Origin of the sequence: Streptomyces griseochromogenes (genome assembly GCF_001542625.1) — a bacterium.
Lineage (GTDB): Bacteria > Actinomycetota > Actinomycetes > Streptomycetales > Streptomycetaceae > Streptomyces > Streptomyces griseochromogenes.
On record NZ_CP016279.1, the window covers coordinates 7600824 to 7625109 of the forward strand.

Consider the following 24286-nt stretch of genomic DNA (forward strand, 5'->3'; position numbering starts at 1 on the left):
TAGTAGAATAATTTCAAGAGCTGGGAGGGAAACCCACCACCCAGCCGACCGCAGACAGGAAGCAACCCTCGTGACCGACACCGTCCACGCCCTGCTCATCGACCCCACCGGCACCGTCAGCGACCTCCGCCTGAGCACCGATCCGCACACCCAGGCCCGGCAGGTCCACGATCTACTCGGAGACAACGCTGAGATCGTGGGCTACGCCCACCACGAAGGCGGCTCACACACCGTCGCCTTCGCCAGCGAACTCCGCGAGGACCTGCCGCCGAACCTGCCCGCGGCCCTCGCCCTGGTCCTCCTCACCGACACCTCCCTCATCATCGTCAACCTCAACGGGCCCGTCCTGTTCGCCGGCTTCGCCTCGTGCGGACACCTCACCGACCTGACCCCCACGGCGATCAGCCTGATCCGCACCGTCGAGCCCCGCATCCCCGGCACCTTGCCGAAAACCGGACACCCCCGCAGCTGACCCGCACACGAACTCGCCTACTGCCCACGCCTCTTGGCCAAAGGAACCACCCGCATGACCGCCACCGACACCGCGCCCACCGCCGAAGTCACGCACGAACCGACGCAGCACCTCCTCACCGAGATCGACCTGTACCTCCTGGCGAAGCCCATCGCGGATGCGCTCGGCGACGGCTGGAGCGAGGACGACGACGAGGCCCATGTGGACGTGGACAGAGCGATCAGGCTCCACCACACCGACGGCCGCGCGATCGGCATACGCCACCTGTGGCGTGGCCAGGCCGTGCAGACCTTCGCCATCGGCGCCCCGTCCCCCGAGTCCGGCGGCAAGACCGCCTCGCCCACCAGCAACAGGCTGCCTCCGGAAACCCGCTACAGCACCGGCGTCCGCTTCACCACCGACTCACCGCTCGACGAGATCCTCAACTCGATCCGCACCGTGCTGCTGCCCGCCTTCGACGGCAACCGCCCTCCCCTGAACGCCAACGGCACCCGCATCCTGCCCACCCCGGCAGGCGACCAGCAGACCGCCGCCAGCACCGACCCTTCCCCGAAGACCAAGGCGACCAAGGCGGCGCCCGCACCGGCGAACACCAAGAGCAGCACACGCCGGTCCACGGCACCGGCCAACCGGACAACGAAGTCCCCGGCCAACCGCAAGCCGCGCCGGGCTGCTGCCACAGCCGCCGCCTGACAAAGCCAGCCCATCGCAACCCGGGCGGGCACCGGCCAACCGGAACCCGTGCCCGCCCCGCGTACGAAAGAACCACACACCCCATGAGCACCACCGCCACGCGGCCGACCGCCGTCGAAGGCTTCACCGGCCGCTTCGCCTGGCTCGACCCCCACGACCTGGTCGTCGACCCGTACAACCACCGCAAGCACCGCGCCGATAAAGACACCACCCGACCCGATCCGGCTCTTCAGGCCAGCGTCGACGAACTCGGCGTCCTCACCCCGCTCATGGTGCGCCCCCAGACCGGCGACCGCGAAGGACAGCTCGGCATCATCTTCGGCCAGCGCCGCAACAACGCCGCCCTGGCCGCGGCGAAGAAGGCCAAGGCGAAGAAGAAGCCCTACCGGCTGGTCCCGGCGATCATCCGAGCGGACCTCGCCGGCGTCGACGACGAGGCCCTCGCCATGTCGTTCATCGAGAACAAGGACCGCGCGGCAGCGACGGTCCGCGACGACATCGAAGCCGCCCAGCAACTCGCCCTGATGGACGTCGCCAAGACCCGCAAGGCACGCCTCGCCCGCGCCATCGGCCTGAAGCCCACCGAACTCGCCGCCTCCATCAAGGCCGTCCAACTCACCGACGAGGGCCTCAAGGACGGGCTCGAATCCGACTTCAACTTGATCGAACTCGCCGAGTTCCAAGAGGTCGAGGACGTCGACGGCGCACTGTGGACCCTGAAGTGGGCCAAGCGCCGCGACCTGGGCGAAGACAACACCAAGCGCGGTCACTGGAAGCATGCCCTCGCCGAACTGCGGGCCAAGAAGGAGCTTCAGCGCGCACAGCACCAACTCGTCGAGGACCTCACCGCAGCCGAGATCCCGGTCCTCGAGTGGCGCTGGACCTGGACCGACACGACAACGCGCCCGCTCACCGACCTGCGCACCGCTGACGACGGGCCGATCACAGCCGACGAACACCGCGACTGCCCAGGGCACGCGGCGTGCATCTTCCCCCAGGAAGCCGAGGCGATATGGCTATGCACCGCATGGCGTCAGCACGGGCACGCCCTCAGCCCCGACGCCGCACCGGACAACACCAGCCAGACGGAAGACCAGGAAGCCGCTGCCCAGGCCCGCCGCGAGGTCATCGCGAACAACAAGGCATGGAGGCAGGCCCGCACCGTCCGCCACGAGTTCATCACTGACCTGTGCAGCCAGCCGGAGGCCAGCCTGCGCGTGTGGCCGCTGATTCTGACGACGATCACCGACACCAGCTACGCCTACTCCAACTACGTCAGCCGCTTCCGCACCGATCTGGTCGCCCAGTTCCTCGGCGTACCGGACCCCAACGAAGGCCACAGCAAGTTCAGCCGGGTCGACGATCCCTTCGCCGACGTCATCGCCCGCACCAGCCCGGCCCGTGCCTGGCACATCCTCCTCGCGCACGTCGCCGCCGCGCACGAAGTCGAGCACATGGACGACGCCGCATGGCGGGGCCGCATCGACCCGCAGACCGTCGGCTGGCTGTCGTTCCTCGAAGCGGAGGGCTACGTCCTCAGCGCCATCGAAGCGGCAACGGTTGCCGCCGGCCGCGCGCAGCAAGCCGAAGGCGAGCAGCAGGGTCAGGCGGAATCTGAAGCCGACCAGTCGTCCAAGAACACCGAGCGGCAGCCCGACCGGGCAGAAGGGGCTATGCCAGCCGCCGCCTGACCCATACCTGGTGGTCCGGCCACAGACGGGCCACCACCCACCACAGCTTTCAGCACGACCACAGATCGAGGATCACCATGCTCAGCACCGCCAGCGCCACCCACCTCGTCCCCGACCGGAACAGGTGATGGGCAGCTACATCTACGGCGCCTCAATCTCCGGGAAACCTCACCTGGTCAACCGCTCCGCATGGCCGACCATCCACAACCGGTTCGTCCTGGCACGCTGCGGCCGACCCACCATCCGAGAGGTCCCCGAGCCCACCACAGATGAACTGTGCGGAAACTGCCGCCTCCTTCATGAGGCCGACCAGCGCAAGGCCCAGCCCGACCCCGAGACCTGCGCACTCGAGACGGTGAGGCAGCAGATCGCGGACGAGATCACCCACCGCCGCCATCGCCTCACCTCCCCCACCGCAGCATCCTCCGCCGTCACCACGGAACGAGCCGCGATCATCGCCGGCCTCCTCATCGCCCTCACTATCGCGCTCGGCGCACCAGGCGATCAGCATGCCGCCGACCTTTACCTCCAGCAGCGCCTCGGCACCTGACCGGTCGCTGCCGCACACACCGTCACGTCCGGATCGGATGAGACGGCACTTCAAGGACACACCTCTTGCAATCCATCACCTGGCTTCGCCGCGAATACATCGGTCGCGAAGACGAACTGATCCACTTGGCCGCCGCAGCGAAGCTCGTCGGAGTCACTCGCTCCGCGGTCAGCAACTGGGCCAAACGCCATGACGACTTCCCGAAGGTCGCCCTCCTCACCGGCATCGGCCAGCGACGCAACAAGTACATCCCCCGAGAGGAGTTCCTCACCTGGGCCAACGAACAACTCGGCAAGAACCAGGGCGGCACACGGCCCGGCCCATGGCGGCCCACCACCGTCCGGCGCGCCGAAGAAGTCGCCTACCACACACGGCAGATAGCCCGCCTCACCGACATCGAGGCCCGTCAGACCGCGGCACTGAAGCGGACCAGAGCCTCGCTGCGCAAGCACCGAGCCGCACTGGAACGGGCACGCAAGGGCCTCTCAGCCGAAATCACTGCCGCCCGCGGCCTCGAAGACCCAATCGCACCGGACACGAGAACAACACCGTGATCACCTCGCATAACCCGCCCCACCCCAGCCCGCGTCAGGCCAAGGGCTTCCTCGTCACCATCTCGCTCCCGATGTCACTCCCTGCATCCCGTCTGCAGCAGCATGACGTCTTTGCTGTCCTCGAACAGGTTGACCTACCGTTCACTGTCGCCGACGTGACCCAGCACCCAGACCTCGAAGAACGCTTGGTGATCGCCCTTCAGGGCACGTCGGTACCGATCACCCTCCAGGCCAATGAGCCCGTCCGGCCCATCTCGATGCCCCGCCACATCGACATGAAGTGCCAACTGTGCGATGCCTCGACGACGACCGACATCGATCTCGTAGCGCACGGCGAACCGAAAACGTGGGTCTGCAATCGGCACTGAGCCGTCCACCACACGCCCGCCGGCCTCCATGAGCCGGTGACGGACTGTGACCGTTAGATAGTGGTGGCATGCCGAGATGCGTCCAAGCAGCACCCGACGCCGCCCTTCGCAGGCACCGAACGAAGCAGGGCGAAATTAGGCAAGACCCTAGCCCGGCGACGTTGGATCCGATGAGCAATGGCTGAAACTAGCCGCACCACACAGCACCACAAATACCGCATAAACAAATCAACCGAACAGGCACCCACCTCTGAGCCCCGCAGACCTCCACACACCCAGCCGCACGCCGACCAACCAAGCAGCCCCCTCAAGACCGAGGCCGCACCCGCCAAGGCCGACGCACCGGCGTCGGAGAATCTCCGATGCACAGGCGGCATGCTCGATCGCGCCTTCGGGGCAAATCGCGATTGGCCAGCGACCCACCCGAGCCATACTCGACTCATGCCCTCTTCGCTCCGCCCGCCAGCGCCGCGTCCTTGTAGCAGTTGCCCTTACCGGCGCGACGCCACCTCGGGAACTGGGCAAGCGAGGAGTACGAGAAGCTCCGCCGCTATGACGCTCCCACCCCTGACCAGCCGGCAGCCCTGTTCCAATGCCACCAAGCCGATGCCGACAGTGACGCTCGCCGCATCTGCGCAGGCTGGGCCGGATGCCACGACGGCGCACACCTGCTCGCACTCCGGCTGGCCCTGCTCGACGGCCACATCGACTCGTCAACCCACCAGGCCATACTCGAGTACGTATCCCCGATCCCGCTCTTCACCTCCGGCGGCGAAGCAGCCACTCACGGCCAGGCAGACGTCGATCTACCCAGCAACGAAGCCGTTCACCTGATCGCCAAGATCCGCCGAACACGCGGAGACCTTCGGCCCCACAGGCCGACCCAACAGCCCCACCAATAGCAAGCAACAGTCGTCGGAGTAATTTCACCCCACCCCTAGAGATAGTAGAATAATCTCAAGAGAAGGGTTCACCACCCACCAGCACCAGAAAGCAGACCATGACCAACCCCTGCCCCGACTGCTCCACCACCCCCGGCACCCTCCACGCCAACGGCTGCGACATCGCCCGCTGCGCCTACACCGGCCGACAGCGCGACAACTGCCACCCCACCAACCAGTGCAACACCATCTGGACCGGCCACCGGCCAGGAGAGGAGGAGTGCATCGAATACGGCTTCTATGCCCGCAGCGGTCCCAACGGCTACGAGCCGTGCAACGCAGACGACCCCGGCGCACTCCCCGACTACAACCGGCTCTACCGCGACTGCCAATGGGATATACGCACCCAGCGCATGATCCTCCGCACCACATGACCACCTGCACCCCGCTTCGGTGCAAGACCACGGTGATGTCACACCCGACGACTACCCTGGCCCCAGAACGCACCGACACGAGGCCACCAATACAGGGAAACCCATGACCACGCCCGATGCCCGCGCCGCCGGCCTCTTCCTGGCCGCCTTCAACGTCGCATTTGAAGACGACGAGCGCATGACGATCTCCGTCCACACCCAAGGCGGCACCGTCTCCGTCCACGGCCACCTCACCGACGGCATCATGACCTTCGTCCCCAAGGACGTCGCCTTCCTCCTCGACCGCCTCACCGACCTGCTCTCCCAGGACAAGCCACTGGGCACGATCACCGCCACCGTCCCCAACCACGAAGGCCGAGGAGCCCTCATCAGCGCATTCGCCTGGAGCCTCACCTCCGACGGCACCCAACCGCTCGATCCCGAACTCGCCGTCAGCCTCCTCCCGGAAAGCGCCGAGTTCCCCTGGCCCGACGGCGAACTCGGGGACGGTACCTTCACGAATCCCCCCTCCGCCGCCATGGACGACGCCACCTTGCAAGAACTACGCCGCAGGGGCCTGACCATCGAGGTCATCAACCTCGACTAGACGGCTGCCCTCGATCAACGCCAGCACGACTCCCAGAACCGGCGAAGGCCACCGACACACATGAAGATCCAAGTCCTGTCCCACAACTGCACCGGCCCCAACCCCCACTGCAAACGCGAAGCCCGCGACGGACGTCGAATCCACATGATCGCCCGCCTCGACTCCGGCTCCCTCGTCATGCCCTCCTACCACTACGCAACCGAAGAAGAGGGACGAGAAGCCCTTACCCGCGCATACGAGACCGCGCCCACCATCACCACGGACGCCGAACTCTACGCAGCCCGCGAGCAGGGCATCCCCCACAAACTCCCAGCAAGCTGGATCGACCCAAGCATGCGTCGCTAGGCACTCCCCAGCCGATCGGCACCCGAGTCACAGCCGAATCGACGGCAGCCGACCCTGCCCTGGAATGCGTACACTCCTCGCAGCACCGGCCAGCCACGACACTCACCCGCGAGCGCCCGCCGGACACAGATTGGCTCTAGGACCGGGATCAGCTTCGGTGCTTCATCCCACTACCTCGGCCTGGCCCGGGCCTTAAAACGGGCGGCGCCGCACCCCCTCACTGGCCAGGGGATCTTCGTCGTGAACGGGCCAGGCATGCGACCGATCCCCGCATCCGGAAGATGGCGGGCCGGGCGACGCTGGCGCCCAGCGTCCAGGTTCGCAGTTGCCGGGCTCCGACGGCCCGCTGGCGCACAACACGCCGCGGGTCCACGCTTACCGCGCTCCGGTCAATCCGGCCCCGCATCCGCGGCAGCCTGGACAGCACGACAACTGTCATGGCCGTCGGGGATGACGATCAAGAACCGTCTGCCATACACACTTGACGACATGGACCAGGCAGCGCAGCCCCGGGCCCGGCACAACGAGAGCCTGCCAAGCGCATAGCCCGCAAGTTCTTGCCTCAGCGATCGCTAGGCCGCGCTGCTCCCCCTGGATCGCGAACTCAAAGCGGTAGTCAATCGAATGCTTCACTGCTCGCTACCTGCGACGGCGGACACGCCCGCCGGTCCGACTCACGCGCCGGCTGGTCTCGGAGGCTCTCCGGGGGACACGCGGGGGACAGAAGGACAAAGAAGATCAAGGAAAGGGGCGGAAAGAGAGGGACAAATCCTCCTTGAGTGCTCACGATGTACTACCGGCGCCCGCAGTGTCTGATCGCCGTCAGACGCCCCGCTGCCGCAGCACCGACCCCGATCTGCCCTTCACGACCTCCAGTTGCGCGTGGATGCGGCGCCGCAGGTCAGGGACATGGCTGACGATGCCCACGCTCCGATCCCGCTCCCGGAGTGAGTCGAGGACGTCGAGGACCTCGTCGAGGGTCTGGTCGTCGAGGCTGCCGAAGCCCTCGTCGATGAAGAGGGTGTCGAGGCGGACTCCTCCGGCCTCGTCGGTGACGACGTCGGCGAGGCCGAGGGCGAGGGCGAGGGAGGCGAAGAAGGTCTCGCCGCCGGACAGCGTGGCCGTGTCCCGCTCGCGGCCGGTCCAGGCGTCCACGACGTGCAGCCCGAGGCCGCTGCGGCCGCGTCCGGTGCGGTCGTCGGAGTGGACGAGGGTGTAGCGGCCGGAGGACATGCGCCGCAGCCGTACGGTGGCGGCGGCCGCGACCTGTTCCAGGCGGGCCGCGAGCACATACGACTCCAGGCGCATCTTGCGTTCGTTGTCGGCCGAGGTGCCCGCGGTGAGGGCGGCCATGCGGGCCACGCGGTCGTACTCCTCGCGCAGCGGGGCGAGCAGGCGTACGCCCTCGGCGGCGCGGGCGGAGAGGCGGTCCAGCTCGGTGCAGCAGCGGGCGGCCGCGTCGCGCGCGGAGGCCGCCCCGCGCAGCCGCCGCTCCGCCTCGGCGGCGGTGAGCTCCGCCGCGGCGAGGTCGGCCCGCGGCCGCTGGGCGGCGGCCGCGGTGTCGGCCTCGGCCAGGACGGCCCGTACGGCCGCTTCCTCCGACTGCCGGTCGTCCAGGCGGTGTTGCAGCTCACGGTGGGCGGCGTCGTCCAGGAGGGCTGCGGCCGCGGCCTGCGGGGTGTCGAAGCCCGCGCGGTAGGCGGCGTCGGCGAGGCGGGCGTCGGCGTCCTTGAGCCGCTGGGCGGCGTCCTCGGCGGTGCGCGCGGCGTCGGCGGCGGCGCTGAGCAGCGCCGCCCGCCGCTCCAGCTGTGCGGCGCGGGCGGCCACACTGCCCGCGTCCCCGCGCGCCTTGGCCAACTCCTCTTCCAGCGCCGCCTGTTCATGTTCCAGGGTCTCGCGGCGGGTGAGCCGGGAGGCGGTCCGCACGGCTGCTTCCTGGCGGTCGGCCAGGCGCCGCTCGCGCTCGTGCTCGGCCCGTCGCAGCTCCTCGTGGGCGGTGTGCAGGGCGGAGGCGTCCCGGCGGGCGCGCGCGTACTCCTGCTCCAGTTCGTCGGCCTCGGCGGCGAGCCGGGCGGTGGGCGTGTCGCCGGCCTCGGCGGTGGCGGCGGCCAGGGCCTCGCGTACGACGCCTAGGCGCCGCTCGTCCTCGGAGTGCTGTTCGTCGGCCCGCTGGTGGGCGGCGAGGGCGCGTTCCTCTGCCTCGCGGTCGACGTGCCCGGCGATCTTCCGGGCGGGCGCGGGGTGTTCGGTGGCACCGCAGACGGCGCAGGGCTCGCCGTCGGTGAGGTGGGCCGCCAGTTCGGCGGCGATGCCGTTCAGGCGCTGTTCCTTGAGGTCGAGCCAGTGGGCGCGCGCGTCCAGTGCCCGCTGTCCGGAGGCGAGCGCCCGCCGCCGGGCCTCTTCCAGGTCGGCGGCCAGCTCGTCACGCGTGCGTGCGGCCTTGAGCCGCCGCCGGGCCGGTTCGCGCTGGACGGCGAGCTGTTCGGCGCGGGTGGCGGCCTCCTGGGCGGACTCGATCCGGGCCTGGAGGGCCGCGCGTGTGGTGTCCCAGTCGGCGAGCCAGGTGTCGGCCTCGCGCAGGACGTCCTCGTCGGCGCGCTCCTGCCGGTCGAGGCCGGCCCGCTCCTCCACGACCCCGGTGAGCCGCTGTTCGGCGCGCCGGGCCGATTCCAGGCCGCCCAGTTGCTCGGTGACGCCGCGCGCGGCGGCGGCGAGGCCCGCGGGACCGGCGTCGGCGAAGGAGCCGGGCAGCGTCCTGCGCGCGCGTGCCTCGCTCTCGGCCGCCGCGCGGTGTTCGGTCTCGACGGCGTCGCGCAGCTCCAGCGCGGGTGCCACGGTCTCCGCCTTGCGGGCGCGCTCCATGCGCTGCTGCGCCTCGCGGTGCGCGCCGGCCCGCTCCTCAAGCAGCTCGGCCCGCCGCCGCGCCTCGGCGAACCGGCCCTGCAGCCGGGCGAGTTCGCGTACGTCGTCCAGGGCGCGCTGGGCCGCGGCGTGGGCGGACTCGGCGGCCGAGAGGCGGCAGTGGGCGAGCGTGAGGCGTTCACGGGCGGTGCTGCGGGCGATCGCGGCGGTCTCCAGGACGGCCTCCGCGAGGCCCGGCTCGCCGGGGCTCAGCTCGGGCAGCTCCATGGCGTCGCCCGCCTCCTGCTGCATCCGGTGGGCGTCCGCGAGGAGCGTGGCGTCGCCTTCCCGTACCCGGGCCTCGGTCGCGCGCCGGCGCTCGGCGAGCCGCTTCTCGACGTCGGCGAAGCGCTGGGTGTCGAAGAGACGGCCCAGCAGGCGGCCGCGGGCCTCGGCGTCGGCGCGCAGGAAGCGGGCGAAGTCGCCCTGGGGCAGCAGGACGACCTGGCAGAACTGCTCGCGGCTCATGCCGAGCAGCTGGGTGATCTCCTCGCCGATCTCCTGGTGGGAGCGGCTGAGGTCCTTCCAGGCGGCGGCCGGGGCGTCGTACTCGCGCAGCCAGGTCTGGGCCTTGTCGACCGTCGTGCCCTTGCCCCGCAGCTTGGGCCGTTCCCACGGTGGCTGCCGGGTGATCTCCAACCGGCGTCCGGCGACGGTGAGTTCGAGCCGGACCTCGGTGCGGGTGCGCCGTTCGGCGTGGTCGCTGCGCAGGTTGATGCCCTGGCCGCTCTGCCGCGCGCCGGGCACGGAGCCGTAGAGGGCGTAGCAGACGGCGTCCAGGACGGAGGTCTTGCCCGCGCCGGTCGGGCCGTGCAGCAGGAACAGCCCGGCGGCGGTCAGCGCGTCGAAGTCCACCGTCCGGGAACCGCCGAAGGGCCCGAAGGCGGTGATGTCGAGCCGGTGCAGCCTCACCGCGCCACCTCCCGGACCGTGGCGTCGGCGCGCGCCGCGTCGAAGGCCTCGCGCAGTACGGCCGTCTCCCGCGGATCGGGCCCGGCGCCGCGCACGTGGGCCACGAAGTCCTGGGCGATCTGCTGGTCGCTGCGGCCCGCGAGCCGCCGGGCGTACGACACCTGGGGGTCGTCCTGGGCCCGCTCGGGGGCGAAGACGAGGCTGAGGGTGTGCGGGAAACGCTCGGCGAGCCGGGCCATGGGGTCGGCCGGGCGGACCGGGTCGGTGAGCGTCGCCTCGACCCAGGCGTCCTCGTGGCGGGCCAGACTGGGGTCGGCGAGGAGGTCGTCGAGGGTGCCCCGGACACGGGCCAGTGGCCGGGGCACCGGGCAGTCGACGGGCTCGGCGGTGACACGGCCGTCGGCGTCCAGGTCGACCAGCCACATGCTCTTGCGGTGGTCGGCCTCGGAGAAGGAGTACGCGAGCGGGGATCCCGAGTAGCGCACCCGCTCGGTGATGGTCTGGCAGCCGTGCAGATGTCCCAGTGCCACGTAGTCGACGCCGTCGAAGACGCCGGCCGGTACGGCGGCCACCCCGCCGACGGTGATGTCGCGCTCGCTGTCGCTGGCCTGGCCGCCGGTGACGAAGGCGTGGGCGAGGACGACGGAACGGGTGCCGCGCGCGCGTGTGGCGAGGTCGGCGCGGACGCGGTCCATGGCGGCGGCGAGCACGGCCTCGTGACCCGCCTTCTCCACCGTGAACTCGTCCCTGACCAGCGCGGGCTCAAGGTACGGCAGGCCGTAGAAGGCGACGTCGCCGTGGGCGTCCGGCAGCACGACCGGGGTGGCGACGGCGGAGGGCTCGGTGCGCAGATGGATGCCCGCGCGGTCGATGAGTCCGGCGCCGACGCCGAGACGGCGGGCCGAGTCGTGGTTGCCGGAGATCATCACGGTGGGCACGCCGAGGTCCGCCAGGCGGTGCAGGGCGTCGTCGAACAGCTCGACCGCGGCGAGCGGCGGCACCGCGCGGTCGTACACGTCTCCCGACACCACCAGCGCGTCCACCGCGTGCTCGCGCACGGTGGTGACGAGGTGACCGATGAACTCGGCCTGGGCCCCGAGCATGTTCACCCGGTGGAAGGCCCGGCCGAGATGCCAGTCGGACGTGTGCAGGAGTCTCATGATCCCCGAGACTAACGGCCGGGTCTGACATCACGGGCGGTTACTCCCGCGCCCGCCCCTTCATCCGTATCCTCTCGTGTCAGGGTTCCCGTCTCCCTCGGCCCGTCTTCTGCGGAGCCATCGCGTTCAAGCCACCGCTCCCGTACGGACCCAGAGAGAAGAAGCGGTCTCATCGCCCACGAACGCATAGAACTCGGCGCTTTTCGGCCAATGTGAGAAGAAGCACTCCGGAGGCCATACATGTCCCCTACATTGGCTGCCCTGTTCGAGCAGGATTTCGGGGGAACAGCATGGATCCGGTGACAGCCGTCGCAGCGGCGGGAGTGGCGCTCGTGGTGAAGGGAGCGCTGGAGACGGCAGGTCAGGAGGCCGGCCGTTCGGGCTGGGCCGGTGGCGCCCGCCTGGTCGAGCGGATCCGCGCCCGGTTCCGCGGCAACGCTGAGGCGGAGAACGCCCTGGACCTGGTCGCCGGCTCCCCGGACGACGAGGGCGCGCAGCAGGCCCTGGAGCGGCAGCTCGCCGCCCACATGCTGCTGGACCCGAACTTCGAGACGGAGGTCCGACGGCTGGTCGACGAGGCCGTTGCCGCGCAGGGCCGGTCCGGGGCGCAGATCAGCGCGGCTCTCATCAAGAACGCCCAGGTGTTCAACGGCAAGGTCGAAGTGCAGGGGGACTGGAAGACGTCATAGGGACGGCTCCGCCGCCGCGCGGGCCGGCCCCGGCCGTCCTCTCGCACGGCACATCCGTTGTGCTCCCCTTCCGATGACTCGTGCCCGGGCACGGGCACACGCGCGAGCGCGCGCCGCACCCGACGGTCACCGCACCGATCGCACCGCTGATTCGAAGGTCGAAGAACCAGATCATGAGCGAGGACAGCTCCTTGGAGGGACTCCGGCCCGCAGCCGCAGCCTCGGACCGCACGGAGGATCCGCCCCGGCTCAAGGAAAAGGAGCCCGCCAAGCGCGGCCCGGGCGTCGACACGGACGCGGCGGAGCCCACGAAGGACGACAAGGCGCGGGACGCAGAGCCGCCCAGGCATGCCGAGGAGCACGACGGCCCGGTCAGCGAGAGGGACGCGCTGCGCTCCCTGGCGGACGGCAGCGGGCGTGACGACACCGAGCGGTCCGAGGCACTGCGCGCCGGAGCCATCGCCGACGAGATCGCCCGACGGCTGAACGCGGACGCCTCCGGCACCCGCATCGGCACCCTCGCGCTGTTCAACGCGGACGTGAGCTTCGGCGGCGGCTTCCACACCGGCGGCTCCGGAACCGGCGGGTCACGGTCGGGCGGAGTGTCCGTGTCGGCCATGGACGCGACCGACATCGCGGATCACACCGAGCTCTTCGTCGCACCCGAGGGTTACGGCGATGCGCTGGACGCCCTGTGCGACCGGCGGCTGCTCGTGCTCACCGCCGCGCCCGGCAGTGGCCGTGAGGCGGTCGCCGTGAACCTGCTCGGTGAGGCACTGGCCATGGACGGCGGCGGCGAGGGCTGCCACCGGCTGCTGACGCCCTCGACCGTGCTCGGGGCGGGGTGGGAACCTCCGGTGAAGAACTCGGGCTACCTGGCCGCCCTCGACGACGGGTCGGCCGTCGTCGAGAAGTTCACCTCCGACTTCCTCGGCGGATCCGCGCACGGTACGGCCCAGTGGGCCGCCGTCGTCGCCACGCTGCGCGCCTCCGGCTGCTTCCTGATCCTGACCGGCGGACGCGACCTGGAGGTGCTCGCGGCCGGACCGGGCGGCGACCAGGTGGCCCGGCACACGCTCGTCCCCGTCGACCCGCTGGCCGTCGTCGAACGGCGAGTGCTCGGCCACGGCGGCAGCGCGGACGCGTGTGCCGATCTGCGCGGCCTGCTGGAGCGCACCGGGGCCGCGGCAGCACTGCGGGAGCAGCCCGCGGCCCGTAACGCGGCCCGCCTGGCGTCCGTGATCCGCGCGGACGGCGACGTGACCGCCGCGGTGGCACAGCTGCGAGACCCGAGCGAGCAGGTGCGCGCCTGGTTCAATCGGTACCGCGCGCCGGAGGCGGTGGCCTTCGCGCTGGCGGCGGCCGTGCTGGAGGAGTGCGGCTATCTCACCGTGGCCGAGGCCGCGGTGAAGCTGCGCGCGGCTCTCACCGAACCGGAACTCGCCCCGCCCGATCTGCGGTTCGGGGACCGACTCGGGCACGAGCAACAATGGATCCGGCTCGATCTGCCCGAAAAGGGTGGTTTCGGCGCGCCGCGCGTACGGTTCCGCAACACGCTTCTGGGCCAGGTCATTCTCACCTACGCCTGGAATCTGCTGGACGGGCGCCGCGACGCCGTACTCGCATGGCTGCGCGGCCTGCTGAGCCATCGTGACCTGGAAGTGCGCGCCCGCGCCGCGGTCGCGGCCGGGGTGCTGGCGCTCGCCGATCCGCACTACGCGGTGCACCGTTTCCTGACGGCGTGGGCGGGGAGCACCTCCTGGCCGCTGCGGCAGGCCGCCGCCACCGCCCTCGGCGTGGCGGGAAGCCGCCCGGAGACGGCCGAGGCGGTATGGAATCTGCTCGACCGCTGGGCACGTGGCGACGCGTCCGCCCACCAGCGCCGCCTGGCCGGCACGGCGGCGAACGCAGTGGGCGGGCTGCTCGGCCGGACGGAGCCGGACCGGGCGGTCGCCGTACTGCGCGGCGCGCTGGACCGGGAGGACGACTGGGGCACGCTCGCATCGGTGGCGTGGGGTGGGGTCCACCTCATCCACCAGGGACAGACCGCAGCGGTGTTGGATGCCTATCTGGACTGGTCCGAGCCACAGGACCTCTCCCCCATGGTCGTCAAGTCGCTGTCGGCGTTCGTGTTCGCCGTGTCCCAGCCGTACGAGGAGCCGGTCATCGACACCGCCGACGAGCGTGGCCACGCGCGCGTACCGGGCGTACCGGTCCTGCTCAGCGAACTGCCGTGGCACCACGACCGGCTCGCCGAGTTGTGGGTACGTGCGCTGGCCCGCCGACCGGTGCAGGACTCCGCGCTGCACGCCCTGCACGCGTGGATCGACGACTACGCCGGCAAGTGCCCCGGCTCCCTCGACGCCATCGGCGAGCTGCTGGTGTCCGTCGCCCGACAGCCCGGACGGCACCGCGAGCGGCTGACGTGGTGGCTGGAGAAGTGGGCCCGCGATCACGAGAAGCCTTCGGCGGGCGCCACCCGCCTGCTCCGCACACTCGGCCACGCCCGGTGAGGTCCACCGCGCCGACGGGGTCCCCGACAGCATTGGAAAGGAGAGGGGGAGACATGGAGGAGCAGACCTACGACCCGGTCCTGAGCAGCGACGACGTGCCCAAGTGGCGGTTGGTCAACCCGTTGCGGCCGCCGGCACCCGGCCGGGCCCTGGTCCTCGTCCGGGACAGCGGCCCCTCGCTGACGATCCGCAGCGGCGAGGAGATCCCCTCGTCCCGGTTCGGGGCGTACCGCACTGTGTTCACCATCGACATGACCGAGCACCGGCTGATCCTGGACATCCCACTGCTCAGCCGCGACCCCACGTTCTCCTTCCGCAGCCGGGTGGACCTCGTGTGCCGGGTCGCCGCCCCCGCCGAGGTGGTCGCGCGCGGCATCAGGGACATGAGCGGCGCGCTCTACGGCTATCTGCGCAAGACGCTGCGCTCGGTCGCCCGGGACTACGACATCGCCGAGTTCCACGAGGCCGAGATGGCGCTGAACGCCGCCCTGGCCGGGTTCAGCGGCGACGACGCGGTCCGGTTGCGCAACATCCAGATAGAACTCCTCGTCGACGAGGACGAGATCGCGGCCAGCGGGCGCGAGTTCCGGGACGTCGTGCGCGAGACCCGGCTGGAGGGCATGCGCCGCAAGCGGCACCGGGACATGATCCGCGAGGAGGGCATCGACGGTCTGATCGCCGGGATCATGGAGAAGGAGGGACCCCGTGCCGCCCTCGCCTGGATCGAGAAGCGCGAGGCGGAGAAGCACGAGATACGGCGCGAGGTCATGCGCATGGTCCTCGAACGGGGCGACGCCGACCGGGAGCCCTTCGAGCAGGCGGAGCTCGAGCGCGCCGTCCTGGAGGAGGTGCTCCGCGACGGCGACGGCCTGTTCGAGACCGCCACCCGGCGCGGACGGCTCCGCGGCACCCTCGCGCGCGCCCTGGAGCCGGGCTCCGACGACCGCGACGCCGCCCCGGACGGGCACGAGGACGAACGCGCGCCGCTCAGGGGAGAGGTACTGCGGGACCGGTACGGCGACGGTGCCGACCGGCCCCCGACCGGTGCCCGCCCGCGGGATGAGGACAGCACGCCCCGCTCGCGACTGTCCGGCTCCGGCAGTCGTCTGTCCGGTTCGGCGGCCCCTGCCGAACCGCCGGAGGACGAACCGCTGCCGGGCAGTCGGGACGGATGGGCCACCACCGGGTCCACCGAGCCCCGCTCCGGCGGCGCGGCCGGCCACGGGGACGGCCGAGGCCCGGCGCACCCCTGGCGGAAGTCGGCAGCCGGCCCGAGCGCCGACGGCGCCCGGCGGGTAGACGACGGCGACGGCGGCCCGGACGACGGCCATCGCACCGGGGGGCGTCCCGGCGACCGGGAAACCGGGGACCGGGCGGTCGGCGGCCGCACCGGCAGCCCCGCCGACGACGACCGCACCGAGCGACGTACGGGCGACACCGCCCCGAGGGTGAGCCGCGTGCGCGGGACCGCCAAGAAGTACCGACCGGACACATCCGGCAGCGACGGGGAGCGACGATGACCGGCCACTACGACCACGCGGCGCAGCCCCCGGCCCCGACCGGCACCCCGCCGGGGTACGTGCCCGCACCGCCTCCGCAGCCGGCCCGCGCCATCCTGCAGCCGCCGCGCCCGTCCACCCGCGCGGAGACCCCGGCCCCGGCCGCCCCACCGGACGGCCCGCGCCTCGTACCGGACGGCGGTCCGGCGGGCCGAGCGGTGCCGCAGCGGATCTGGTGTGTCGACCGGGACCGGATGGGACTGCTGGCGATGTCCGTGTGGACCGAGCGAGTGGCGGGCCGCGGCGAGGACGCGGAGCCGTTCGTCGCCCATCACATGGACAGCCACCAGGGCCTGCTCGCGGTCTTCGACGGATCGGGCGGCGCCGGCGCGGCGCCTGTGTGGCAGGCGGCCGACCGCGAGAGCCGCACCGGCGCCTGGGTGGGCTCTCGGGTGGCCCGGCTGGCCACGGACGTCTGGTTCCACGACGTCGCGGCGGAAGGCGAACCGGCCACGTCGGAGACGCTGCACGACTATCTCCAGTTCTTCCTCGGCCACGCCCCGCAGCGCCGCAGCAAGATCAGCGGCACCATGCGACGCCAGCTCCCCACCACTCTCGCCGCCGTGCACTACCGCCTGGTGCGTACGCAGGGCGAGGCGGGGCTGGAACTGACGCCGCTGTGGGCCGGTGACTCGCGCGCGTACGTCCTGCGTCCGGGAACCGGGCTGCAGGTGCTCACCCGCGACCACACCCGGGAGAGCGACGCCCTGGAGTTGCTGCGCTCGGACCCACCGATGACCAACCTGGTGTGCGCCGACCGGGAGTTCGAGATCGACGGCCAGCGGCTGGCGTATCCGCTCCCGTGTGTGCTGCTGGCCGCGACCGACGGGTTCTTCGGCTATGTGCACACCCCGGCCGACTTCGAGGCGTTGCTGCTGCGCACCCTGCACGAGGCCGGCACCGTCGACGAGTGGGCCGACCGGGTCCGCCGTGAGGTGCAGGCCTACACGGCAGACGACGCCTCCCTCGCCGTAGTGGCACTCGGCTACCACGGCTTCACGGACCTGCGGGACCAGTTCGCGGTCCGGCTGGCCGAGGTGACCGACCGCTATGTGCGCACCCGGCCGCGCGGTCTGGACCGCCCGTCCCCGGACGCCGGCGGGGCGGTACCCGTCCCGGCAGCCGCGCCGGAGGATCCCGCGGATCTGCCGGCCCGGGTCCGCGCCTGGCAGGACAGCACCTGGCACGCCTACCGCGCCGGCTACGAGACCCACATGCCCCTGGCACCCGAGGAGCGCGCATGAAGCAGGGCGATGTCATCGGGGGCTACCGCATCATCAGCGAGCCCACGAACGCCAACGGCGGCAAATGCATATGGGCGTTCGCGGAAAAGGGCGGCAGCCAGTACTTCGTCAAGCGGTTCCTGGAGCCCAAGCGGCCACGCGACGACGCGACCGACTCGCCGAGCCTGCGGATCCGGCGGCAGCTGGCCCGCGAGTTCGAGGACCGCCACCGTACGATCATGGAGCGGCTGCGCCCGGACGCGCGCGGCGGCGGCAATCTGGTGCTGGCCACCGACTTCTTCCACGAGGGCAGCACGTATTACAAGGTCACCGAACGGATCGACACCTCCAGTCTGGAGAAGCCGCAGAGCCTGGAGCCCCGCCACAAGATGGTGCTGCTCAAGACCCTCGGCAACAGCCTGAAGCAGCTGCACGACATCGACATCGTGCACGGCGACCTCAAACCGCTGAACGTGCTGGTGCAGAAGCGGGACGGCGCTGCCTTCCACACGGCGAAGCTGATCGACTTCGACGACTCCTACGTCTCCGGCAAGCCGCCGGAGCCCGATGACATCGCGGGCGACTCGGTGTACGGCGCGCCGGAGTGGCGTCGCTACATGCAGCGTGACGGCTCGGCCGGCCCGGAGCACCTGACCTGCGCAGTGGACGTGTTCGCGCTCGGACTGATGACCCATCTGTACCTGACGGGCGAACTGCCGCACCACGACGGGAGATACGGTTCCCCGGCCGACGCCGTCAACGCGGGAGTGCCCCTCGACCTGGACACGCGGCTGTCGGACGAGATGCTCGGCCTGCTGCGTGCCATGACCGCCCGCGCCCCGGGCAGCCGTCCGCGGATCGCGACGTTCCTCAAGGCACTGTCCGACCCGAAAGTGTGCACTTTGCAGCATCGGCGCCCGGGAACGGCAAAGGGCGATTCCAAGTCGCCGGCGGGGAAGCCCGCTTCCGCCCCGAAACCCGCGAAGCCGTCCGGCACCGGACCGCGCGCCAGCCGGATCAAGGCCAACCTCTCGTCGGCGCCGCGCCCACGTGCCGGCACGCCCCCGCCGGAGCCGCCACGCCCGGCTCCCGCGGACGACACACCCGCACCCCCCGCGACACCTCCGGCCGCCGAGGCCCCCGCGGAACGCTCGTCCCGCGTCCGCATCAACCTCGGCGACCGGCGCCCGCCCCGCGGCTCGTCATGACCCCGGTTCCATCAGCGACCGACGTACCTCACCCGCACCACCCAGGAGACTCCGTAATGAGCAACATCGAGCAGTACCAGGGGAATCTGCAGTACGCCGTGGACATCGTGCTGTGCGTCGACGCGACGGGCAGCATGTTCCCCGTCCTCGACAACGTGAAGTCGAGCGCGCTGCAGTTCCACGACCGGCTCAACGACGTGATGGCGAAGAAGGGAAAGGCGATCAGCCAGCTGCGTCTGAAGGTGATCGCCTTCCGTGACTTCGGCGACGATCCGTCGAGCGCCATCCAGCAGACGGGGTTCCTCCAGCTGCCCGAACAGGCCAAGGACTTCCAGGAGTTCGTGCGCGGGATCGACGCCTCCGGTGGCGGCGACATTCCCGAATCGGGTCTGGAGGCGCTCGCGCTGGCCATCAATGCGCCCTGGGAGCAGGGTCTGGACCGCAGGCGCCATGTCATCGTGATGTTCACCGATGCGCCGGCCCACCCGCTGGGCACGCATGCCTCCGCCCAGTCGTATCCGGCGGGCATCCCGCGCAGCCTGGACGAGCTGTTCGAGCAGTGGGGGTATGCCCGCAGCCAGACCTCGGTGATGGAGCAGTCGGCGAAGCGGCTGGTGCTGTTCGCGCCCGAACAGGCGCCCTGGTCGGATCCGATCGCCGAGGAGTGGGACCTCACTCTGCACTTCGCCTCCAAAGCCGGTGAGGGGCTGGAGGAGTTCGAGATGGACGAGATCATCGAGACGATCGCGAACAGTCTGTGAAGCTCGACTGGCCGGACTTCGAGCTGACGTGCGACGGAAACGGCTCCCTGACGTTCCTGTGGCGCCGCCACAGCCGCATCGAGTCGCACGTGGGCCTTTGCTCCGGCGTGCGGCTGCTCCCGCAGGGTTCGGACGGGCTGTCCCAATGGGTCTTCCATCTGCGTTTCCCCAAGGGGCCCACACCCGGCCTCCTCGTGGTACGGGTGGACGTTCCACCGGACCGGCTGGAGGAGGCGCAGCAGTACACGGACCTGCTGCGGCGGCGCTTCGGCGTCCCGGAGCACGCGACGAACCACGCCGAGGAGGCCGGGTTCCAGCGAGTGCCCCTCGACGGGCCGGAATGGATCGCCGCACCCGCGTCGGCCGCGTCGGAGGAGCTGTTCGACGCCGTGACGGCCCGCGCCGAGAGCGACGCGGGCTGACGCACAGCCGCACGGAGACGAGAAGGAGGGCAGCACGAGGTGGCGGCATCGGCCAACTGGCGCTGCACGGACTGCGACACGTACAACGGGCCCGCGGAGACGTCCTGCACGGTCTGCGGAGGGACCCGGCGCGGGACCGCGTCACCCGCGGCGCCGGGCGCGAAGCCTGGGCCGAAACCCGCCACGAAGCCGGGGCCCAAGCCCGGTACGAAGTCGGGCGCGAAGGCGACCGGCTCCGGCGGAGGTGCCGCCCGGCCCTCCGCCAAACGGCCCGGGGGCGCCGGACGCCCGTCCGCCCCCTGGCGTTGCTCGGAGTGCGACACGAACAACGCGCGCACGGATCTGTCCTGCATCGCGTGCGGCACACACTGGAAGTCGGCGAGGAAGAGCGCCCCGAAGCCGCCGCCCGCGGACAAGGGCGCCAAGAAGCCCGCCGCCCCGCGCAAGACGCCGCCGAGGAAGTCCACGCCGCGCAGCACACCCTCGACGCCCAGGACGACGCCACGAAGCACGCCCTCGTCCTCCTCGACGCCCTGGGCCCCGCCGCGGAGCACGCCGTCGTCGTCCTCGACGCCTCGGACCACCCCGCGGACCTCGCGCCCCGGGGCGTCCAGTACTCCGGGCCGGTCGGCGAGCACCGCGGCGGGCAGGGCTGGGCCGCATGCCGAGGAAGGCGTCTTCTTCCCGTCGTCCGCCTCCACGGGCTACCGACCTGCCACGCCGCGCACCCCGGCCTCCGCACCGCCGCGCCCGAAACCGATCTACACGCCGAGCCCGAGGCCTCGCTACACCGCGCCGCCCAAGAGCTCCAGGAGCACCGGCTGCATGAGCAGCTGCCTCGGGGTCGCGGTGCTGGTCTTCCTGCTGGGGCTGGTCGCCAAGGGGTGCGACATCGGCTCGTCGGACTCGGACAGCTCGGCCCCCACCGGAACCGCGCCGGCCTGTCCGGGCCGGATCGCCGCCGAGCTGCCGGACGGGGACGGTGCCGAGCTGGTCCAGGCGTTCCGCACGAAGAACAAGCAGATCACCCTGTGCCGTACGGCTTCGGGATCGCTGTATTACTACGGCGAGTTCAGCGACGGCCGGGAAAAGGGCATCGCCATGAAGGCCAGGACCACAGGAGGCGGTTACGAGGCCCGCAACGGCGAGTACCGCTATGTCATCCACGGCGGCGTCGTGAAGGTCTACCAGTCGGATCGGCAGATCGGCGAGGAGGACCTGAGCCCGGAGCCGTCACCGTCCTGACTCAGGCGTCCCCGTACGCCTCCCCGCCCAGTTCGAACCCGGCCGCGCCCGCCGTCGCATCGGCGAGCCAGGCGCGGAAGGCGTTCACGTCGGCGTCCGGCAGACCGATCTCGATGGTGACGGCCTCGCCGTAGCGCACGTCGCGGACCTCCCGCCCGGTGGAGCGCAGATCGTTGTGGACCTTGCCCGCGCGCTGGTGGTCGACGGTCACCGTGGCCAGCCGGAACCGGCGCCGGGTGAGCGTGCCAAGTGCGTCCAGGGCTTCGCCGACCGCTCCGCCGTAGGCCCGGATGAGCCCGCCCGCGCCGAGCTTGATCCCGCCGTAGTAGCGGGTGACGACGGCGACGACGTACCGCATGTCGCGGCGCAGCAGCATCTGGAGCATCGGGACGCCCGCCGTACCGCCGGGTTCGCCGTCGTCGCTGGCCTTCTGCACGGCCGCGTCGGCGCCGATGACGTACGCCCAGCAGTTGTGCGTGGCGTCGGCGTGCTCCTTGCGGACGGCCGCGATGAACTCCTGGGCCTCCTGCTCGGTGGCCGCCGGGGCGAGGGCGCACAGGAAGCGGGAGCGGTTGATCTCGGTCTCGTGCACGCCCGCGCGGGCGACTGTGCGGTACTCGTCCTGCATCCCGCCAGCCTAATCCGTGGTCAAGGAAGAGCCGATGGAGCGGGTGCCTCATGGGACGTTCGAGTACGGGAACGCCTTGATCACTCGTTGGTGTCAGTGGTGCGAGCCCGTCGCACGGTGACCTCTTGACACGCCTGAGCCTCTTGAGCTCCTGCGCAGACCGAAGCTCGTGGGGTGCGCTGGTACGTCAGTGGCCGAGCGGCACATCGCCGACGGTCCGACCGGTTATCAGATCCTGCCGGAGCGGCTCGCCGAGCACGGCGGCACCGACCGTGGCCGGGCCGTCACCGTTCTGGCTCGCGCTCAGCAGCGCGTGCCGGTCGCAAGCACCGAATCGAGCAGAGGCCGACCGCATTCGCGACGTCTTCCGGGCCGACTGGGCCCGCCGGCCGCCGCCGGTCGAGGACGCGCTCGGCAAGCGGATGCTTGCCCTCCTCTCATCCGGTCGGAGGCCGCCTGTACCGCGGCCGACGACCTCGCGAAGGCGGCGGAAGAGGCGCTCCTTCAGCATCCGGACGCTGAGACCCTGCTGAGCTTCCCGGGGCTCGGCATCCGGTGCCGTCGGCCCGCGCCGACTTCGGCAAGCATCCGGCGGGCTGCCTCGCGGCCGTCAGGACGCGGTGCCGACACCCTCGGGCCGGCCAGATCGTGGCCGGTGAGCGACCGAGCCGGGACCGCGGCCCAGTCGCCTCGACGCACCACCGCGAGGTGCCCCTCCACAAGGGCTCGTCCATCCTGCCAGTCGTCGGGCGGGGCCATCAGGACCCGCAGGGCGTGCTCGTCGATCCACTCCAGCTCCAGGACCTGCCGGCCGATCTCGTGCTCGATGAGCGATCGGGTCCCGCCGGTCTCGGCACACTCGTCCCGCACGGCCAAAGCGGGTGCCGCCACCGCGCGGAAGGGATGAGGGCTGGATACAGTCACGCTCATGATCTTCGCAGGCGTGGAGGCGGCTGGGAAGCGTCTCGGCAAAGTGAGGTGTCTATGCGGACCACCGCGACCCCTCGTGCCACTCCCCTGTTCCCTGTGACTACTCCTGGTCCTGGTCGCCGTCCTTCTTCCCGCGCGGCACGGTGAACGACGTCAGCAGGGCCGTGCCCGGAGCGAGGGCCGGCCAGCCGGTGCCGCGCCAGGCCAGCACGGCGATCGCGGAGGTCGGGAACTTCACCCGCACCTCGTCGAGCGCGTCGTCCAGCGCGTCCCCGGCCAGCTCCACGACCAGTTCCTCGAGCCCCGGGTTGTGCCCGACGAGCAGCAGCGTCTCCACCTCGCGCGGCGCCTCGCGCACGACCTCCAGCAGGTCCGGTACATCGGCCGCGTACAGCCTCCGGTCGTAACGCACCGGCGGCGGTGTGCCCCACTGGCCGGAGGCCAGCTCCCAGGTGCGGCGGGCGCGCACGGCGGTGGAGCACAGGGCGAGGTCGGGCAGGCAGTCGGCCTCCGCGAGGGCCCGGCCGGCGGCCGGGGCGTCCCGCAGACCGCGCGGCGCCAGCGGACGCCGGTGATCCTCGACACCCTCGGGCCAGGCGGACTTGGCGTGCCGCAGCACGACCAGCCGGCGCAGCGGGCCCGTGCCCGCACGCTCGATCATGCGAGGCTCCCGAGGTCACGGGCCAGGTCGAGGGCGAGCAGACGGTCCGCGTAGACGTAGGTCTCGAACCGGGCCCCGTCGGGCAGCCCCCGCGCACGCTCCACATCCCGCAGCACGTCCAGCACCCCGGGCAGATCCAGATCGTCCTCCCAGGCGGCCCGCAGGCGTGCCCGCACCTCGTCGGGCACCGGCCGCGAGGGCTGCCGCGCCCATCCGGCGACGGCGCGCCGCCAGCGGGCAAGCATCCGCGCGGCTTCCCCCAGCCGTCCGGCGTCCAGCCGTACCGCCGTGTTCCGCGGGACGGAGAGGAGGGCCAGGCGCAGGGAGGTGGGGTCGGAGAGCAGGGCCGTGAGATCGGGAGCGGGGTCATCGGCGGGCGAGCGGGGCGCGGGGGCGGGACTCGCCCCGGAGATCACCGGGGCGACGGCCAGCAGGGGGCCCTCGCCCGGGGGATTCTCGATGTTCTCGGCCACCACGTGGATCACCTGTGCCTCGCCGAGCCCGGACGCCAGGTCGCGGCCGTCCTCGAAGGGGCGGATGGCCAGGGCCGTCGCGGCCGTACGCAGCTCCGCGTGCCTGCGGGGCGCGGTGAGCATGGTCCAGACGGGGGTGCCGCCGAGTTCCAGGGCGCGCACGAGGAGGTCGGCGGTGAGCAGCACGCGCAAGGCGGTCGGATCCAGCTCCGAGGCGTAGGCCTCGATGCGGGTCAGGCCGCGCCGGGCGGGCGCGGCGGCGACGGGCTCACCGGTTCGGGCGTCGAGGATGCGCAGCACGGCCCGAGCGTAGGCGCGCGGACGGCCGTACGCGGGCACCTTGCGCCGATTCCGGACACCGTGGCGGGCTCCGGGACGGGGAATCCGCAGCTGGTGGGCGCTGTTGCCCGGTCGGGAGTTTCCCCCC

Annotated in this window: 24 protein-coding genes; 18 read left to right on the top strand and 6 right to left on the bottom strand. The window is 71.3% G+C overall.

Annotation, left to right across the window (positions count from 1 at the left end; translation table 11 throughout):
• Positions 1 to 70: 70 nt before the first annotated feature.
• The 10 genes from AVL59_RS32740 (at position 71) to AVL59_RS32785 (ending at position 6574) form a co-directional block, all read left to right on the top strand.
• Entirely contained in the window at positions 71 to 472 is a 402-nt protein-coding gene (locus AVL59_RS32740) for a hypothetical protein (RefSeq protein WP_067311882.1), read from the top strand.
• 54 nt (positions 473 to 526) lie between these two features.
• Positions 527 to 1165 carry a hypothetical protein gene (locus tag AVL59_RS32745; RefSeq protein WP_067311885.1) on the top strand — a complete coding sequence of 213 codons (639 nt, stop codon included), beginning with the start codon at positions 527 to 529 and terminating at the stop codon, positions 1163 to 1165.
• 83 nt (positions 1166 to 1248) lie between these two features.
• Positions 1249 to 2856 carry a ParB/RepB/Spo0J family partition protein gene (locus tag AVL59_RS32750; protein ID WP_067311887.1) on the top strand — a complete coding sequence of 536 codons (1608 nt, stop codon included), beginning with the start codon at positions 1249 to 1251 and terminating at the stop codon, positions 2854 to 2856.
• A gap of 127 nt (positions 2857 to 2983) precedes the next feature.
• Complete coding sequence (locus tag AVL59_RS32755) at positions 2984 to 3406, top strand: hypothetical protein (protein WP_067311889.1); 423 nt, start codon at positions 2984 to 2986, stop codon at positions 3404 to 3406.
• Positions 3407 to 3471: 65 nt separating this feature from the next.
• The gene (locus tag AVL59_RS32760) at positions 3472 to 3960 is read left to right on the top strand and encodes a helix-turn-helix domain-containing protein (protein WP_067311891.1); all 489 of its coding nucleotides are present in this window, start codon (positions 3472 to 3474) and stop codon (positions 3958 to 3960) included.
• The gene (locus AVL59_RS32765; RefSeq protein ID WP_067311892.1) at positions 3957 to 4328 is read left to right on the top strand and encodes a hypothetical protein; all 372 of its coding nucleotides are present in this window, start codon (positions 3957 to 3959) and stop codon (positions 4326 to 4328) included. Before AVL59_RS32760 ends, AVL59_RS32765 begins: the two co-directional genes overlap by 4 nt.
• 485 nt (positions 4329 to 4813) lie before the next feature.
• Positions 4814 to 5230, top strand: coding sequence for a DUF6283 family protein (locus AVL59_RS56750; RefSeq protein WP_372450413.1), 417 nt, complete (start codon positions 4814 to 4816; stop codon positions 5228 to 5230).
• Positions 5231 to 5328: 98 nt separating this feature from the next.
• A complete protein-coding gene (locus tag AVL59_RS32775; protein WP_067311897.1) occupies positions 5329 to 5643 on the top strand; it encodes a hypothetical protein in 315 nt (104 codons plus the stop codon).
• Between the two features lie 103 nt (positions 5644 to 5746).
• Positions 5747 to 6229: a hypothetical protein gene (locus AVL59_RS32780; protein WP_067311900.1), complete on the top strand. Its 483-nt coding sequence runs from the start codon at positions 5747 to 5749 to the stop codon at positions 6227 to 6229.
• Positions 6230 to 6289: 60 nt separating this feature from the next.
• Positions 6290 to 6574, top strand: a complete 285-nt coding sequence (locus AVL59_RS32785; RefSeq protein ID WP_159400174.1) for a hypothetical protein — start codon at positions 6290 to 6292, stop codon at positions 6572 to 6574.
• Positions 6575 to 7396: 822 nt separating this feature from the next.
• Here AVL59_RS32785 and AVL59_RS32790 read toward each other — a convergent pair.
• Both AVL59_RS32790 and AVL59_RS32795 read right to left on the bottom strand, forming a co-directional pair.
• Positions 7397 to 10387 (bottom strand): AAA family ATPase, encoded by a 2991-nt coding sequence (locus tag AVL59_RS32790; RefSeq protein WP_067311905.1) that lies wholly within the window; start codon positions 10385 to 10387, stop codon positions 7397 to 7399.
• Positions 10384 to 11547 (bottom strand): exonuclease SbcCD subunit D, encoded by a 1164-nt coding sequence (locus tag AVL59_RS32795; RefSeq protein WP_067311908.1) that lies wholly within the window; start codon positions 11545 to 11547, stop codon positions 10384 to 10386. The genes AVL59_RS32790 and AVL59_RS32795 overlap by 4 nt, the downstream gene beginning before the upstream one ends.
• A gap of 290 nt (positions 11548 to 11837) precedes the next feature.
• Here AVL59_RS32795 and AVL59_RS32800 point away from each other — a divergent pair, with 290 nt between their 5' ends.
• From AVL59_RS32800 to AVL59_RS32835, 8 genes are all read left to right on the top strand, one after another.
• Positions 11838 to 12236 (top strand): hypothetical protein, encoded by a 399-nt coding sequence (locus AVL59_RS32800; protein ID WP_067311910.1) that lies wholly within the window; start codon positions 11838 to 11840, stop codon positions 12234 to 12236.
• A 173-nt stretch (positions 12237 to 12409) separates the two neighbouring features.
• Entirely contained in the window at positions 12410 to 14749 is a 2340-nt protein-coding gene (locus AVL59_RS32805; RefSeq protein WP_079147477.1) for a hypothetical protein, read from the top strand.
• 53 nt (positions 14750 to 14802) lie between these two features.
• Positions 14803 to 16269, top strand: coding sequence for a hypothetical protein (locus AVL59_RS32810; protein WP_067311916.1), 1467 nt, complete (start codon positions 14803 to 14805; stop codon positions 16267 to 16269).
• Positions 16266 to 17552, top strand: a complete 1287-nt coding sequence (locus tag AVL59_RS32815) for a PP2C family protein-serine/threonine phosphatase (RefSeq protein ID WP_237281758.1) — start codon at positions 16266 to 16268, stop codon at positions 17550 to 17552. Before AVL59_RS32810 ends, AVL59_RS32815 begins: the two co-directional genes overlap by 4 nt.
• The gene (locus AVL59_RS32820) at positions 17549 to 18739 is read left to right on the top strand and encodes a protein kinase domain-containing protein (protein WP_067311919.1); all 1191 of its coding nucleotides are present in this window, start codon (positions 17549 to 17551) and stop codon (positions 18737 to 18739) included. The genes AVL59_RS32815 and AVL59_RS32820 overlap by 4 nt, the downstream gene beginning before the upstream one ends.
• A gap of 56 nt (positions 18740 to 18795) precedes the next feature.
• Positions 18796 to 19500 (top strand): vWA domain-containing protein, encoded by a 705-nt coding sequence (locus AVL59_RS32825; protein ID WP_067311921.1) that lies wholly within the window; start codon positions 18796 to 18798, stop codon positions 19498 to 19500.
• Complete coding sequence (locus AVL59_RS32830) at positions 19497 to 19922, top strand: hypothetical protein (protein ID WP_067311924.1); 426 nt, start codon at positions 19497 to 19499, stop codon at positions 19920 to 19922. Before AVL59_RS32825 ends, AVL59_RS32830 begins: the two co-directional genes overlap by 4 nt.
• A gap of 825 nt (positions 19923 to 20747) precedes the next feature.
• Positions 20748 to 21167 carry a hypothetical protein gene (locus AVL59_RS32835; protein WP_067311927.1) on the top strand — a complete coding sequence of 140 codons (420 nt, stop codon included), beginning with the start codon at positions 20748 to 20750 and terminating at the stop codon, positions 21165 to 21167.
• 1 nt (position 21168) lies between these two features.
• Here AVL59_RS32835 and AVL59_RS32840 read toward each other — a convergent pair whose 3' ends face one another.
• From AVL59_RS32840 to AVL59_RS32860, 4 genes are all read right to left on the bottom strand, one after another.
• Positions 21169 to 21795: a YigZ family protein gene (locus tag AVL59_RS32840; protein WP_067311929.1), complete on the bottom strand. Its 627-nt coding sequence runs from the start codon at positions 21793 to 21795 to the stop codon at positions 21169 to 21171.
• A gap of 504 nt (positions 21796 to 22299) precedes the next feature.
• Positions 22300 to 22719 carry a hypothetical protein gene (locus tag AVL59_RS50970; RefSeq protein ID WP_159400175.1) on the bottom strand — a complete coding sequence of 140 codons (420 nt, stop codon included), beginning with the start codon at positions 22717 to 22719 and terminating at the stop codon, positions 22300 to 22302.
• A 106-nt stretch (positions 22720 to 22825) separates the two neighbouring features.
• Complete coding sequence (locus AVL59_RS32855; protein WP_067311937.1) at positions 22826 to 23386, bottom strand: SixA phosphatase family protein; 561 nt, start codon at positions 23384 to 23386, stop codon at positions 22826 to 22828.
• Complete coding sequence (locus AVL59_RS32860) at positions 23383 to 24159, bottom strand: hypothetical protein (RefSeq protein WP_067318043.1); 777 nt, start codon at positions 24157 to 24159, stop codon at positions 23383 to 23385. Before AVL59_RS32860 ends, AVL59_RS32855 begins: the two co-directional genes overlap by 4 nt.
• Between the last annotated feature and the right edge of the window lie 127 nt (positions 24160 to 24286).

What these genes read in the sequence shown, in the direction of transcription:
- AVL59_RS32745 (WP_067311885.1), top strand. Translation starts at nt 527, where the DNA reads ATGACCGCCACCGACACCGCGCCCACCGCCGAAGTCACGCACGAACCG.
- AVL59_RS32750 (WP_067311887.1), top strand. Translation starts at nt 1,249, where the DNA reads ATGAGCACCACCGCCACGCGGCCGACCGCCGTCGAAGGCTTCACCGGC.
- AVL59_RS32755 (WP_067311889.1), top strand. Translation starts at nt 2,984, where the DNA reads ATGGGCAGCTACATCTACGGCGCCTCAATCTCCGGGAAACCTCACCTG.
- AVL59_RS32775 (WP_067311897.1), top strand. Translation starts at nt 5,329, where the DNA reads ATGACCAACCCCTGCCCCGACTGCTCCACCACCCCCGGCACCCTCCAC.
- AVL59_RS32780 (WP_067311900.1), top strand. Translation starts at nt 5,747, where the DNA reads ATGACCACGCCCGATGCCCGCGCCGCCGGCCTCTTCCTGGCCGCCTTC.
- AVL59_RS32785 (WP_159400174.1), top strand. Translation starts at nt 6,290, where the DNA reads ATGAAGATCCAAGTCCTGTCCCACAACTGCACCGGCCCCAACCCCCAC.
- AVL59_RS32795 (WP_067311908.1), bottom strand. Translation starts at nt 11,547, where the DNA reads ATGAGACTCCTGCACACGTCCGACTGGCATCTCGGCCGGGCCTTCCAC.
- AVL59_RS32800 (WP_067311910.1), top strand. Translation starts at nt 11,838, where the DNA reads ATGGATCCGGTGACAGCCGTCGCAGCGGCGGGAGTGGCGCTCGTGGTG.
- AVL59_RS32805 (WP_079147477.1), top strand. Translation starts at nt 12,410, where the DNA reads ATGAGCGAGGACAGCTCCTTGGAGGGACTCCGGCCCGCAGCCGCAGCC.
- AVL59_RS32810 (WP_067311916.1), top strand. Translation starts at nt 14,803, where the DNA reads ATGGAGGAGCAGACCTACGACCCGGTCCTGAGCAGCGACGACGTGCCC.
- AVL59_RS32815 (WP_237281758.1), top strand. Translation starts at nt 16,266, where the DNA reads ATGACCGGCCACTACGACCACGCGGCGCAGCCCCCGGCCCCGACCGGC.
- AVL59_RS32820 (WP_067311919.1), top strand. Translation starts at nt 17,549, where the DNA reads ATGAAGCAGGGCGATGTCATCGGGGGCTACCGCATCATCAGCGAGCCC.
- AVL59_RS32825 (WP_067311921.1), top strand. Translation starts at nt 18,796, where the DNA reads ATGAGCAACATCGAGCAGTACCAGGGGAATCTGCAGTACGCCGTGGAC.
- AVL59_RS32835 (WP_067311927.1), top strand. Translation starts at nt 20,748, where the DNA reads ATGAGCAGCTGCCTCGGGGTCGCGGTGCTGGTCTTCCTGCTGGGGCTG.
- AVL59_RS32840 (WP_067311929.1), bottom strand. Translation starts at nt 21,795, where the DNA reads ATGCAGGACGAGTACCGCACAGTCGCCCGCGCGGGCGTGCACGAGACC.
- AVL59_RS32855 (WP_067311937.1), bottom strand. Translation starts at nt 23,386, where the DNA reads ATGATCGAGCGTGCGGGCACGGGCCCGCTGCGCCGGCTGGTCGTGCTG.